Genomic DNA, 12,694 nt, shown 5'->3' with positions numbered 1-12,694 from the left:
ATTGGCTCGCCGCTGCTCAGTAGCCACCTTTCTTGCCGATGCCGGCGTAGGTGAAGTTGTATTCCAGCTCGCAGGGCTCGAACCAGGGCGCCACGCCGGTTTCCTTGTCGGTGTGGCGGCCGAAGGCGTGATGGCCGCCACCGGGCGCGGCGACGCGGTAGGTGAGCCGGTACTTGCCGGGGCCATCCAGCTTCACGTTGTCGCCGTAGTGCGGGCCGTCGCTGGCGACCATGGCGTGGAATTCGCCCTGGATCAGCTTGTCGCTGCCCACCCGCTGCAGGGTGTAGCTGATGGACAGATAGGGAACGAAGCTGCCTTCCTGGAAGCCGTGACGGTTGCTTTCCAGGGCGCTGATATCGGCCTCCATGTGCACGTCGGACTCGGTCGCCGGGCGCATCATCCCGGGCGGGTCCATCTCGATCGGCTGCAGGTACACGGCGCCGACCTCCATGCCGGCGCACTGTTGGGGCTCGCCGATGGGGTATTCCTTGGCGCTGGCGGAGGCGGCGGCGAAGAGGGCGATCAGGGGCAGCAGGGTAGAGGTCTTCATGCGCTGGGTTTCCGGTTCGGAGATGACCGGGCCAGCGTAGGAAGGTTGAGGATTATCGATAATGATTCTCGTCAATTTTTATGAAGAGAGAGAGGTATCACCATCGGGGTATGGCATGTTCGCCGCCTACGTCCGATCTTGGCGAAGGCCAATTTCCCGGAGCCGACAGGTGAAAGATCAGCAAGCGTTGCTCGCCGTCGTATGGCTGCTGCACCAGAACCAGGTCGCCCTGGCGGACTCGATGCAGCTGATGTCGCGCTGGTTCCTGCGCAGCGGCGTCTCCGAACTCACCCTCGAACTGCAACCGAAAATGGAGGAGATGCTGGACAACTGCATCTCCATCAACCACGCCCTGGTGGGGCTGGAGGAGCGCTTGGCAGGGCTTGGCGAAGGGCAGAGCGCTCATGCTCCGTAGGGTGCGCCGCGCGCACCAAGGACGTACATGGGCTTGCCGGTGCGCACGGCGCACCCTACGGCAATACCGCCACAGCCAATGACGGAGCCAAAAAAACACCCTGCCGGGGCAGGGTGTGGATTGGATTCAGTCCCTCTGCGAGAGGGTGGCCGAAGGCTCAGAAATCGTAGTCGTAGTCGCTCAGCTGCTTCTGCAGGCGGCGCTCGTCGAGCAGGTTGTCGATGATGCGGCGTTTGGTCAGGTTGGTCTTGGCGACCTCCACGGTACGCTCGCCAGCGTCTTCGCTGTCTTCGGCGACGAAATCGTCTTCGAGTTCGAGTTCTTCTTTGCCGGTGCTCATAGGCCCACTCCAAAGGTTCGGAGGCTGATGGCGCACCTTATAGCGGCAAAGCAGGGGTCGGTAAAAAAGATTTTTTCAATCGACGCATTGGTCGATTCAATGGCTCGTCAATCGTCCGAAGTCTTTGCCTTGTATTCGCACAGATCCTCTATCCGGCAGGCCCCGCAGCGCGGCTTGCGCGCCTGGCAGACGTAGCGCCCGTGCAGGATCAGCCAGTGGTGGGCGTCCAGCAGGAACTCTCCGGGCACGAACTTGAGCAGCTTCTTCTCCACTTCCAGCACGTTCTTGCCGGGCGCGATACCGGTGCGGTTGCTGACCCGGAAGATGTGGGTGTCCACCGCCATGGTCGGCTGGCGGAAGGCGGTGTTGAGCACCACGTTGGCGGTCTTGCGGCCGACGCCGGGCAGCGCCTCCAGGTCCTCGCGGTTGTCCGGCACCTGGCTGCCGTGCTTCTCGACGAGGATGCGGCAGGTCTCGATGACGTTCTTCGCCTTGCTGTTGTACAGGCCGATGGTCTTGATGTACTCGCTCAGGCCCTCCACGCCTAGGGCATGGATGGCTTCCGGGGTATTGGCCACCGGATACAGCCTGGCCGTGGCCTTGTTCACGCCCACGTCGGTGGCCTGGGCGGAGAGGATCACCGCGATCAGCAGCTCGAAGGGAGTGGTGTAGGCCAGTTCGGTCCTGGGTTCGGGGTTGTCTTCGCGCAGGCGGCGGAAGATCTCGTAGCGCTTGGCGGCGTTCATCGGGCGTCGTCTTGGTTGAAATGGCGGAACAGGGCGAGCAACAGGCCGAGCAGGATAAAGGCGCCGGCGGCGTGCGTCAGCAACGGCATGCCGCTCGACCATTGCCAGCCACTGAGCGCCGGACCCGGCAGCCAGTCGGCGTGGGCGAACAGGCTGCCATGGCCGAACGTCTCGCGCAGCGCGCCGAGCAGCACGGCGGCCAGGGCGAACAGCAGGCCGGGCCGGAGTCCCGCCAGGGCGCCCGTGGAATCGCCCAGGGCCAGCGCCAGGCAGGGCAGAATCAGCAGCGGCAGGAACAGTGCCAGCGCGCTCGCCAGTTCGGCGCTGAGCAGTTGCAGGACCAGGCTGGCGGCGCTGGCCAGGATGCCGCCCAGCAGCAGGGCCGCCAGCAGCAGGGCGTTGCCCGCCAGCCGCCCGCGCAGGGGCGCCAGCGCCAGGCCGCAGAGCGTGGTCACCAGCAGGCCGGCGACGCCGATGCCGAGGCCCTTGACCAGCAGGTCGGTGGCGCCCAGCAGGGGGGCCAGGGCGAGCAGTGGCAGGGCTCGTTTCATGGTCGGGTCTCCAGCAGCCGGTCGCGCTCGGCATCGAAGAAGCGCAGGGCGCGCCGCAGGGCCTCGGTGACCGCGCGGGAGGTGACCGTGGCGCCGGCGATCTGGTCGACTTCGCCCTGGTCCGCGCGCAGGGTCCAGGCGGCTTCGCCGTCGGTCGCCGTCCTGCCGTCGAAGCCGCGCAGCCAGCGGGCGCGCTCGGGCGTCAGGAGGTCGGCCAGGCCTGGGGTTTCCTGCTGCTGCAGCACCTTGCTGCCGAGCAGCCGGCCATCCGCGTCGATGGCTACAAGCAGGCGGATCGGCCCCTCGTAGCCGCGCGCGTCGACCGGCAGCAACACGGCGCTGGGCCGGCCGCCGAGGGTGGCGAGATGGCCCTGCTGCGCGCGGGCGTTACCCAGCAGGCCTCCGGCTGGCAGTGCGATGGGCTGCTGCAGCGGACGGTTGTCGTAGCTGCCGGCGGGCAGCAGGTCGAGCAGGGCGCGCTCGGCGGCGACCTGGCGCTGGGCCTCGATGCGCGGCGCGGCGAAGTGCTGGAGCAGCGCGAGCAGCCCGGCGCCGAGCAGGGCGATCGCCAGCAGCAGCGGCGCGGTGCGCTTCATCGCGGCGCTCCCAGGCGGTCCAGGCGGGTGACGCACAGGTTCATCAGCAGCACAGCGAAGGCCAGGCCGTCCGGGTAGCCGCCCCAGGTGCGGATGGCATAGGTCAGCAGGCCGACGCCGATGCCGAAGTACAGCCGCCCGCGCGGGCTGTCGGCGCCGCTGATCGGCTCGGTGACGATGAAGAAGGCGCCGAGCATGGTGGCGCCGCTGAACAGGTGCAGCAGCGGCGAGCCGTTGGAGTCCGAGCCGGAGCCGTTCCAGCACAGCAGGCTGGCGACGAACAGGGCGCCGAGCATGCCGGCCGGCGCCTGCCAGCGGATGGTCTTCTGCTGCAGGAGGAACAGGCCGCCGGCGAGAAACGCCAGGTTGACCCATTCCGCGCCGCGCCCGCCGATGCCGCCGAAGGCAGGGTGGCTGGCGAACAGTTCGTCGACGGTCAGGCGGTCGTTGTGGCGCAGGCTGTCCAGCACGGTGGCCTGGCTCCAGCCGTCCGGCAGGCCGGGGCCTATGGCGAATATCTGCTGCAGGCCGGCCAGCAGGTCGTGTCCGCCGCCCGGCGCGGGCCAGTGCACCATCTGCGCCGGGAAGGCCACCAGGGCGAAGGCGTAGCCGAGCATGGCGGGGTTGAACGGGTTGTGGCCGAAGCCGCCGAACAGCGCCTTGCCGAACAGGCTGGCGAAGGCGGCACTGGCGACTGTCAGCCACCAGGGCGCGTAGCCGGGCAGGGCCAGGGCCAGCAGCAAGGCCGTGACCAGGCCGCTGCCCTCGGCCAGCAGCGGCTGGCCGAACAGGCTGTGGCGCCCGTCGTGGCGTGGCCGGCCACGCAGGCGCCGGGCTAGCAGGTCGCAGGCGCAGCAGGTAAGGGCGGCCAGCAGCAGCTGGATCAGCAGTCCCCAGCCGTTGAACCAGAGCAGGGCCATGGCGCCGGGCAGGCAGGCGAGCAGCACCCGCTGCATGGCCGGGCGCGGGTCGAAGGTGAGTTCAGGGCTGCTGGTGGTCATGCAGGCGTCGCTCCGCATCTGCCAGACGCTGGCGGGCCCGCTGCAGGACGTCGGCCTCGACCGCCGCGGCGTTGGCCGCCAGGCGTCGCTCCAGGCGCTGCAGCTCGGCGCGGGCATAGGCGTGCTCGGTCTTCAGCTCGCGCAGCGCGGGATCGACCGGCCGCTTGTCGACGCGCACCAGCTCGGGCGCCGGCTTGCCGCTGGCGTCCTCGGCGGCATGCAGGGCCTGCGCCGCGGCGTCCAGCGCCCGGCGCAGCGCCTGCACCGTGGCGTCGTCGGCGCCCTGGCGCAGGGCCTTGTCCAGCTCGGCGCGGCGCAGGGCGAACTGAATCTTCGCCTGCTTGAGCGCGGCGACGCCCGCGCTGGGCGCGGCCGGGGCCGGCGGGGTGGCCTGGTCGAAGGCCTGCTGGGCCCGCTCGGCGGCGCGGCGCAGTTCGTCCACCTGGCGCTGCAGCTCGGGATTGCCGCGCTGGGCCAGCTGCTTCTCGGCCTTGGCCAGCACCACCTTGGCCATGGCCGCCTCGATCTTCAGGCGCTTGTAGGCGTCGTCACCGCCGGCCGGTGGCGGCGTCGGAGCGGCCACCACCACGACGGGCGCGCGGGCGGCACGCTCGGCCTGGCGCCTGGCCTCGTCGCGCGCAAGGCGGGCGAGGTGGGCCTCGTGGCGACGGCGGAACTGGTCGGCACGCTCGCGCTGCTGCTGCGCTTGCGCGGCGGCCAGCGGCAGGATGTCGATGCAGTCCACCGGGCAGGGCGCCACGCACAGTTCGCAACCGGTGCATTCGTCGCGGATCACAGTGTGCATCAGCTTGGCCGCGCCGACGATGGCGTCCACCGGGCAGGCCTGGATGCACTTGGTGCAGCCGATGCACTCGGCCTCGCGGATCAGGGCGATCTGCGGCGGTACTTCCGGCAGTTCCAGCGGCAGTTCCGGCACCGCGAGCAACTGGGCCAGGGCGTGAATGGTGGCGGTGCCGCCGGGCGGGCACTTGTTGATCGCCTCGCCGGCGGCGATGCCCTCGGCGTAGGGCTTGCAGCCCGGATGGCCGCACTTGCCGCACTGGGTCTGCGGCAGCAGGGCGTCGATGGCCTGGACGCGCGCGTCGATGCGCAGGGCGTTGTTCATGGCCATGCACCCGCAGACACTCGGGGGAGCGCACCTGTGGGAGCGGACTTGGCCGCGAAGCTTGGGTAATGGCAGCTAGAAGCTTGCGGACAAGTCCGCTCCCACAACAGCAGGATTGCGCCAGCAACAGGCACCGGGAGCATCGTCTGGTTCATGCCGCCCCCAGGCCGCCGAAGCCGAGGAAGGCCAGGCCCGTGAGGCCGGCGACCACCAGCAGGATCGGCGCGCCGCGGAAGGCGGCGGGCACGTCGCAGCGCCCGGTGCGTTCGATCAGGTCGCTCATCAGCTGCAGCACCAGCCAGAAGCCCAATCCGCCGCCGATACCGAGCGCCATCGAGCTGGCGAAATCGTCCAGGGTTGTGGCCAGGACCATGGCGCCCAGGCCGTTGCCGAGCAGCAGCGGCCACAGGCCGGTCAGGTCCAGCGCGGGGCGCAGGCGCGCCAGCAGGGCCAGGGAGAGCCAGCCCAGACCGGCCAGCAACGGCAGGCAGGCGAGCAGGTGGAGGTAGGCCAGCCCCGTTGCCGACAGTGCCTGCTGCACCAGCCAGGACACTGGCGCGGCGAACAGGATCAGCAGCGCGCCGGCCGGGCCCAGGGCCTGGACGCGGGCATGGCGCAGGGCGTCGGCGGCCAGCGGCAGGCCGAGAATCAGGTTGCTGACCAGCGCGGCGCCGATCAGGGCGAAGAGGAAGTCGGTCATAGAGGCGGCCTCAAGTCGCAAGCCACAAGCTGCAAGTAAAAGCGGAAAAGCATTTGACGGAGTTTCAGCCTGTACACTGATTCTTGCAGCTTGCAGCTTGCAGCTTGCAGCTTGCAGCTTGCTACTTCACCCGCTGGCCGGGCCTGGCGCCGCTGTCCGGGCTGAGCAGGTAGATTTCCTCGCCGCCCGGGCCGGCGGCCAGGACCATGCCCTCGGAGACGCCGAACTTCATCTTGCGTGGTGCCAGGTTGGCCACGTACAGGGTCAGGCGGCCTTCCAGCTTGCTCGGGTCCGGGTAGGCGGACTTGATGCCGGAGAACACGTTGCGCTTCTCGTCGCCGATATCCAGCGACAGGCGCAGCAGCTTGTCGGCGCCCTCGACGAACTCGCACTTCTCGATCAGGGCGATGCGCAGGTCCACGGCGGCGAAGGCGTCGAAGTTGATCTCGGCGGCCAGCGGGTCTTTCGCCAGTTCGCCATTGCCTTGGGGCTTGGAGGCTTCGGCGGCGAGGTCTTCCTTGGAGGCTTCGGTCATGGCTTCGATCTTCGCGGGTTCGATGCGGGTCAGCAGCGGGTTGAACGGGTTCAGCTGGTGGTCGGCCAGCGGCGTGGCCAGGTCGGTCCAGCCCAGCGGAGCGACGTTGAGGAAGGCCTCGGCGTCGCGGGCCAGGTTCGGCAGCACCGGCTTGAGCAGGATCACCAGCTGGCGGAACAGGTTGATGCCCAGGGCGCAGATTTCCTGCACCTCGGCCTGCTTGCCCTCGACCTTGTTCAGCGCCCAGGGCGCCTTGTCGGCGATCCAGGCGTTGGCGCGGTCGGCCAGGGCCATGATCTCGCGCATGGCGCGGGAGAAGTCGCGGGCCTCGTAGGCGTCGGCGATGCTCGGCGCGGCGGCCTGGAAGGCCTGCCACAGCTCAGGCTCGGGGTTGGCGTTGACCAGCACGCCGGCATTGCCCTTGTGGATGAAGCCGGCGCAGCGGCTGGCGATGTTGACCACCTTGCCGACCAGGTCGGAGTTGACCTTCTGCACGAAGTCCTCGAGGTTCAGGTCGAGGTCGTCCACGCCGCGGCCGAGCTTGGAGGCGTAGTAGTAGCGCAGGTATTCCGGGTTCAGGTGGTCCAGGTAGGTGCGCGCCTTGATGAAGGTGCCACGCGACTTGGACATCTTCTGGCCGTTGACCGTCAGGTAGCCATGCACGTTGACCGCGGTCGGCTTGCGGTAGCCGGCGCCTTCGAGCATGGCCGGCCAGAACAGGGCGTGGAAGTTGACGATGTCCTTGCCGATGAAGTGGTACAGCTCGGCAGTCGAGTCCTTGCCCCAGAAGGCGTCGAAGTCCAGCTCCGGGCGGCGTGCGCACAGGTTCTTGAAGCTGGCCATGTAGCCGATCGGCGCGTCCAGCCAGACGTAGAAGTACTTGCCCGGCTCGTCCGGAATCTCGAAGCCGAAGTAGGGCGCGTCGCGGGAGATGTCCCACTCCTGCAAGCCACCGTCGAGCCATTCGGCGATCTTGTTGGCCACGGCCTCCTGCAGGGTGCCGGAGCGGGTCCACTGCTTGAGCATGGCCTCGAAGTCCGGCAGCTTGAAGAAGAAATGCTGGGACTCCTTGAGCACCGGGGTGGCGCCGGAGATGGCGGATTTCGGGTTCTTCAGCTCGGTGGGCGCGTAGGTGGCGCCGCACTTCTCGCAGTTGTCGCCGTACTGGTCCTCGGCCGCGCATTTCGGGCAGGTGCCCTTGATGAAGCGGTCGGCCAGGAACATGCCTTTCTCGGGGTCGAAGTACTGGGTCACCGCGCGGGTGGCGATGTGGCCCCGGTCGCGCAGCGCCAGGTAGATGGCGGCGGACAGCTCGCGGTTCTCTTCCGAGTGGGTCGAGTGGTAGTTGTCGAAGTCCACCAGGAAGTCGGCGAAGTCGGCCATGTGTTCGGCGCGCACGTTGTCGATCAGCTGTTCCGGCGTGATGCCTTCCTTCTCGGCGCGCAGCATGATGGCCGAGCCGTGGGCGTCGTCGGCGCAGACGTAGATGGCCTGGTTGCCGCGCAGCTTCTGGAAGCGCACCCACATGTCGGTCTGCAGGTACTCGAGCATGTGGCCGAGGTGAATCGAGCCGTTGGCGTAGGGCAGGGCGCTGGTGACGAGTATCTTGCGGGCTTCGGACATGGTGAGCGGGCCGTACAGGTGAACCGAGGGAAGTCGGCCACTATATAGGCGCGGCGGTTTTTTTTCACCCGCGCGCCCCGATGACCCGCTGCGGCGAAAAGGACCTACGGTGGTTTTCCGCCCTGCTGTAAGATGCCCGCCTGTTTTGCTCAGTCTTTCGGAGTTGCCCATGAGCGCCGTCACCCGCGAAGCGGTCGAAGCCCGCCTGCGCCAGTTCACCGATCCCCATCTGAACCAGGACCCGGTTTCCGCCGGCTGCCTGCGCGAAATCGACATCCAGGGCGGCAAGGTCGCCGTGCGCCTTGAGCTGGGCTATGCCGCCGGGCTGTTCAAGAGCGGCTGGGCGCAGATGCTGCAGATGGCGCTGGAGGGGCTGGACGGCGTGGAGTCGGCCCAGGTGCAGGTGGACGTGGTGATCGAGCCGCACAAGGCCCAGGAGCAGGTGCCGGCGCTGGCCGGGGTGAAGAACATCATCGCCGTGGCCTCCGGCAAGGGCGGGGTGGGCAAGTCCACCACCGCGGCCAACCTGGCCCTGGCGCTGGCCCGTGAGGGCGCGCGCGTCGGCATTCTCGACGCCGATATCTACGGCCCCAGCCAGGGCATCATGTTCGGCATCCCCGAGGGCACCCGGCCCAAGGTACGCGACCAGAAGTTCTTCGTGCCGCTGGAGGCCCACGGCGTGCAGGTGATGTCCATGGCCTTCCTCACCGACGACAACACCCCGGTGGTGTGGCGCGGGCCGATGGTCTCCGGCGCGCTGCTGCAGCTGGTGACCCAGACCGCCTGGGACGAGCTGGACTACCTGATCGTCGACATGCCGCCGGGCACCGGCGACATCCAGCTGACCCTGGCGCAGAAGGTGCCAGTGGCCGGCGCGGTGATCGTCACCACCCCGCAGGACCTGGCCCTGCTGGACGCGCGCAAGGGCGTGGAGATGTTCCGCAAGGTCAACATTCCGGTGCTGGGCGTGGTGGAGAACATGGCCGTGCACATCTGCTCCAACTGCGGTCACGCCGAGCATCTGTTCGGCGAAGGCGGAGGCGAGAAGCTGGCCGCCCAATACGGCGTCGACCTGCTGGCCTCGCTGCCGCTGTCGATGGCCATCCGCATGCAAGCTGACGGCGGCAAGCCGACCGTGGTGGCCGACATCGAGAGCCAGATCGCCATGATCTACCAGGCCACGGCCCGCAGCGTTGGCGCGCGCATCGCCCAGGGCGGCCTGGGCAGCGGCGCCATGCCGATCATCGAGATCAGCGACGACTGAGCCTCAGTGCGCGATCAGCGTTCCCTCTGCGGTGGGGAACGCCAGGTCGCGCAGTTCCTCGGGGGTCAGCTCGCGGCCGGTCCAGATATACAGCGTGCGGATGCCGTTGGCCGTGAACAGCTCGGTGAAGGCGCGGATTTCCACCTGGGTCAGCCCGCCTTCCAGGCGCTCCCGTGGGTGCAGGACCAGCACGGGAGGGCGGTTCCAGGGAAAGCGCGGGCGCCAGCGGCGGAGGAACAGCTTCATCGTCTGCTCCGCGACGGGAAAGTCGGCCAGCAGCGTGCGTGGGTGATCGAAGCCGTTGACGATGCGGATTTCCGACCGCTCCTGCAGCTTCAGGGCCTCGGTGCCCATGGCGACGCCCTTGCGCGAGCCGTCGCGGGCGTGCTCGATGGCCAGCATCGGCAGCTCGTCGAATGCCTTGCCCGAGGGCAGGTGCAGGCCGCTGAGGCGCCGTGCGCCGAGCTTGAGGTAGAGCGTGGAACGGGCGAGCCTGAACATGAGGGTATCCTTCCGTGGATTGAGCAGGCGCGCAGCTTAAGGCCCGCGGCCCCGTTCCGTCGACTGGCCCTTGCAATCGGGTGAAGAGCCTGTGAATTCCGTCATTCCCGCGCACGCGAGAATCCATGCGCGGTGTTTCTGGGTCCCCGCCTGCGCGGGGATGACGGGGATCTAGGATATGCGTGCAGCCGGCCGGGACGGCCTTTGCGCGAAGCTGTGACCCCGGTAATATGCGCGATCATTTTTCAGCCACTGCTTTCAGGACGCCGCCATGAGCATCAAATCGGACAAGTGGATTCGCCGCATGGCCCAGGAACACGGAATGATCGAGCCCTTCGTCGAGCGCCAGGTGCGCACCGAGGGCAGTGAGCGCCTGATCTCCTACGGCGTCTCCAGCTATGGCTACGACGTGCGCTGCGCCGCCGAATTCAAGGTATTCACCAATATCCACTCGGCCGTGGTCGACCCGAAGAACTTCGACGAGAAGAGCTTCGTCGACATCAACAGCGACGTCTGCATCATCCCGCCAAACTCCTTCGCCCTGGCCCGTACCGTCGAATACTTTCGTATCCCGCGCGACGTGCTGACCATCTGCCTGGGCAAGAGCACCTATGCGCGCTGCGGCATCATCGTCAACGTCACCCCGCTGGAGCCGGAGTGGGAAGGCCACGTGACCCTGGAGTTCTCCAACACCACCAACCTGCCGGCGAAGATCTACGCCAACGAGGGCGTGGCGCAGATGCTGTTCCTGCAGTCCGATGAGGCTTGCGCAGTGTCCTACGCGGACCGGGGCGGCAAGTACCAGGGCCAGACCGGCGTAACCCTGCCGAAGACCTGATCGCTGGAGCAAGAGGGCCGGTCCATGCCGTATCCGAAGCAGCTCGGTACCATCGCTTGCCCCTGCGTGGTTTCCGGCGCCAGACCCGTGCTGTTCGTGTCCCGCGCCGGCGGCGACTGGCAGATGTACTGCCACTGGAAGAACCACGACTTCACCTGCGCTGACACCCTGGATCAGCTCCAGCTGGTCGGAGTCGCCCATCTGCTGGCGATGGACCCGACGCTCGAGGAACTGGCCGACCTGCCCGTGGACATGGGGGCTGAAAGAACCCATGTGGGTGGGGCATGGGAGCGCTACGAAGACAGGGACGACTAGCCTCTTGGCCTATGTCGACGATTACGCGGCATGCGAGAGCACCCACGTCGCGCTGTGCATCTATACGGGCTCGGTCGATCCCGATCTCGTGACTTCCTGCCTCGGCGTCCAGCCCACGAACTGGCAGAGGGTAGGCGAATGTCCGCACGTTGCGGACTCGCCGCGAGCGGGCCGCCCGGCAAAGCTCAGCGCCTGGTTCCTGTTGTCCAGGGATGAAGTGTCCTCGGGGGATGTCCGCCGCCATATCGACTGGATTCTCGATCGCCTGGAAGGCAGGGCGGAAGCGCTGTGCCTGCTGCGGGAGAAGGGCTGCGAGATGCACCTGAGCTGCTACTGGATGTCCGCGTGCGGGCATGGAGGACCGACGCTCTCTCCCTCCCAGATGGGCCGGCTGGCAGAATTGGGCCTCGACCTTGCCTTCGATATCTACGGGGCCTGACAGCCAGGATTCGCCCCCTCGCCAAATCCTTGAATTTCTTCCGCCCGGCCGAACTCTACCCTCAGAGTTCACAGCGGAGGACCTCACACCATGTTTGCAGCAACGATTTCCCCTCGGGCCTGGGCACAGAACGGCACGATTCCCGGACAGCCCGACCCGGATACCCCGGACCTGCCTCACGAGCCGGACCTGCCGCCGCCCCCGGGCGAGCCGACCATCCCCGATCAGCCGCCGCCCGTGCCCGTTGCCCGCCATTGAGGCGGGCACGGATGGCCGTGTAGCCCGGATGCAATCCGGGAAGACAGGTTCGGCCCAGGTCAGGGAACCAGCGGCAGCTCGCGCTTGTGGCGGGTGTTGTCGTAGGTGCGCACGATGGTGGTGTAGGCCTCGTCGCTGACCTTCTCGCCATGCAGGAAGGCGTCGATCTCGGCATAGGTCACGCCGTGGGCCTCTTCGTCCGGCTTGCCCGGGCGCAATTCCTCCAGGTCGGCGGTCGGTGTCTTCTGCACCAGATGCTGGGGCGCGCCGAGGTACTTGGCAATGGCGCGTACCTGGCTCTTCACCAGGCCGGAGAGCGGGGCCAGGTCGCAGGCGCCGTCGCCGAACTTGGTGAAGAAGCCCATCACCGCCTCGGCGGCGTGGTCCGTGCCGATCACCAGGCCGTTGTTGGCGTTGGCGATAGCGAACTGGGCGACCATGCGGATGCGCGCCTTGATATTGCCGTTGACGAAGTCGCGGCGGGCCTCCGTGAGTTTCTGCAGGTGCGCGACCTGCTCACCCAGGCCGCGCACGCTGCCGGCGATGTTGACGGTGTCGTTCTCGTCGGCGCCGACGAATTTCAGCGAATCCTGGGCGTCGTGTTCGTCGTGCTGGGTGCCGTGGGGCAGGCGGACCGCGATGAAGCGATACTCCGGGTCGCCGGTCTCGGCGCGCAGCTCCTCCACCGACAGCTGGGCCAGGCGGCCGGCGGTGGTGGAGTCCACGCCGCCGCTGATGCCCAGCACCAGCACCTTCAGACCGGCGTTTCTCAGGGTGTCCTTGATGAAGCGTTTGCGGCGCTCGATCTCCGCGACCAGCGCGGCTTCGTCGGCAAAGGGCGGTACCACGTCCAGCGCGGCGGCGATTTCGGCTTGGCGGTTGCTCATGGCGAGGTC

16 protein-coding genes are annotated in these 12,694 nt (G+C 67.7%); 5 read left to right on the top strand and 11 right to left on the bottom strand.

Annotated elements, in window-relative coordinates; all coding sequences use genetic code 11:
- Nucleotides 1-16: 16 nt before the first annotated feature.
- Nucleotides 17-550: an iron transporter gene (locus N7640_RS21825; RefSeq protein ID WP_279902329.1), complete on the bottom strand. Its 534-nt coding sequence runs from the start codon at nt 548-550 to the stop codon at nt 17-19.
- Nucleotides 551-719: 169 nt separating this feature from the next.
- Here N7640_RS21825 and N7640_RS21820 point away from each other — a divergent pair, with 169 nt between their 5' ends.
- A complete protein-coding gene (locus N7640_RS21820) occupies nt 720-965 on the top strand; it encodes a hypothetical protein (RefSeq protein ID WP_279902330.1) in 246 nt (81 codons plus the stop codon).
- 157 nt (nt 966-1,122) lie between these two features.
- Here the strand turns inward: N7640_RS21820 and N7640_RS21815 are convergent, their stop codons facing one another.
- The 8 genes from N7640_RS21815 to metG all read right to left on the bottom strand — a co-directional run bounded on the left by N7640_RS21815 (nt 1,123) and on the right by metG (nt 8,183).
- Nucleotides 1,123-1,305: a hypothetical protein gene (locus N7640_RS21815; protein ID WP_220815088.1), complete on the bottom strand. Its 183-nt coding sequence runs from the start codon at nt 1,303-1,305 to the stop codon at nt 1,123-1,125.
- A 107-nt stretch (nt 1,306-1,412) separates the two neighbouring features.
- Nucleotides 1,413-2,051, bottom strand: coding sequence for an endonuclease III (nth, locus tag N7640_RS21810; protein ID WP_220815087.1), 639 nt, complete (start codon nt 2,049-2,051; stop codon nt 1,413-1,415).
- On the bottom strand, nt 2,048-2,602 hold the full coding sequence (locus tag N7640_RS21805; protein WP_279902331.1) for an Rnf-Nqr domain containing protein: 555 nt from the start codon (nt 2,600-2,602) through the stop codon (nt 2,048-2,050). Before N7640_RS21805 ends, nth begins: the two co-directional genes overlap by 4 nt.
- Nucleotides 2,599-3,198, bottom strand: coding sequence for an RnfABCDGE type electron transport complex subunit G (locus N7640_RS21800; RefSeq protein ID WP_279902332.1), 600 nt, complete (start codon nt 3,196-3,198; stop codon nt 2,599-2,601). The genes N7640_RS21805 and N7640_RS21800 overlap by 4 nt, the downstream gene beginning before the upstream one ends.
- On the bottom strand, nt 3,195-4,199 hold the full coding sequence (locus N7640_RS21795) for an RnfABCDGE type electron transport complex subunit D (RefSeq protein WP_279902333.1): 1,005 nt from the start codon (nt 4,197-4,199) through the stop codon (nt 3,195-3,197). The genes N7640_RS21800 and N7640_RS21795 overlap by 4 nt, the downstream gene beginning before the upstream one ends.
- Nucleotides 4,180-5,325, bottom strand: coding sequence for an electron transport complex subunit RsxB (rsxB, locus tag N7640_RS21790; RefSeq protein ID WP_279902334.1), 1,146 nt, complete (start codon nt 5,323-5,325; stop codon nt 4,180-4,182). Before rsxB ends, N7640_RS21795 begins: the two co-directional genes overlap by 20 nt.
- Nucleotides 5,326-5,476: 151 nt before the next feature.
- Nucleotides 5,477-6,025, bottom strand: a complete 549-nt coding sequence (locus tag N7640_RS21785; RefSeq protein ID WP_279902335.1) for an Rnf-Nqr domain containing protein — start codon at nt 6,023-6,025, stop codon at nt 5,477-5,479.
- Nucleotides 6,026-6,146: 121 nt separating this feature from the next.
- Entirely contained in the window at nt 6,147-8,183 is a 2,037-nt protein-coding gene (gene metG / locus N7640_RS21780; RefSeq protein WP_279902336.1) for a methionine--tRNA ligase, read from the bottom strand.
- Between the two features lie 169 nt (nt 8,184-8,352).
- On the opposite strand from metG, the gene apbC reads away from it, so the two are divergent.
- The gene (gene apbC, locus N7640_RS21775) at nt 8,353-9,447 is read left to right on the top strand and encodes an iron-sulfur cluster carrier protein ApbC (RefSeq protein WP_279902337.1); all 1,095 of its coding nucleotides are present in this window, start codon (nt 8,353-8,355) and stop codon (nt 9,445-9,447) included.
- A 3-nt stretch (nt 9,448-9,450) separates the two neighbouring features.
- On the opposite strand, the gene N7640_RS21770 is transcribed toward apbC, so the two are convergent.
- Entirely contained in the window at nt 9,451-9,948 is a 498-nt protein-coding gene (locus N7640_RS21770; protein WP_279902338.1) for a hypothetical protein, read from the bottom strand.
- Between the two features lie 271 nt (nt 9,949-10,219).
- On the opposite strand from N7640_RS21770, the gene dcd reads away from it, so the two are divergent.
- Genes dcd through N7640_RS21755 form a run of 3 tightly spaced genes read left to right on the top strand, consistent with a single transcriptional unit; the run spans nt 10,220 to nt 11,540 of the window.
- Nucleotides 10,220-10,786, top strand: a complete 567-nt coding sequence (dcd, locus tag N7640_RS21765; RefSeq protein WP_279902339.1) for a dCTP deaminase — start codon at nt 10,220-10,222, stop codon at nt 10,784-10,786.
- A 24-nt stretch (nt 10,787-10,810) separates the two neighbouring features.
- Nucleotides 10,811-11,101, top strand: coding sequence for a hypothetical protein (locus N7640_RS21760; RefSeq protein ID WP_279902340.1), 291 nt, complete (start codon nt 10,811-10,813; stop codon nt 11,099-11,101).
- Between the two features lie 4 nt (nt 11,102-11,105).
- A complete protein-coding gene (locus N7640_RS21755) occupies nt 11,106-11,540 on the top strand; it encodes a DUF4279 domain-containing protein (RefSeq protein WP_279902341.1) in 435 nt (144 codons plus the stop codon).
- A 317-nt stretch (nt 11,541-11,857) separates the two neighbouring features.
- Here the strand turns inward: N7640_RS21755 and nadE are convergent, their stop codons facing one another.
- The gene (gene nadE / locus N7640_RS21750; protein ID WP_279902342.1) at nt 11,858-12,685 is read right to left on the bottom strand and encodes an ammonia-dependent NAD(+) synthetase; all 828 of its coding nucleotides are present in this window, start codon (nt 12,683-12,685) and stop codon (nt 11,858-11,860) included.
- Between the last annotated feature and the right edge of the window lie 9 nt (nt 12,686-12,694).

The sequence above is a fragment of the Pseudomonas sp. GD04015 genome (assembly GCF_029837675.1).
GTDB classification, from domain to species: Bacteria; Pseudomonadota; Gammaproteobacteria; order Pseudomonadales; family Pseudomonadaceae; genus Aquipseudomonas; species Aquipseudomonas paralcaligenes.
The sequence above is the reverse complement of the archived record's forward strand: the minus strand, read 5'-3'. Positions and strand labels throughout refer to the sequence as shown.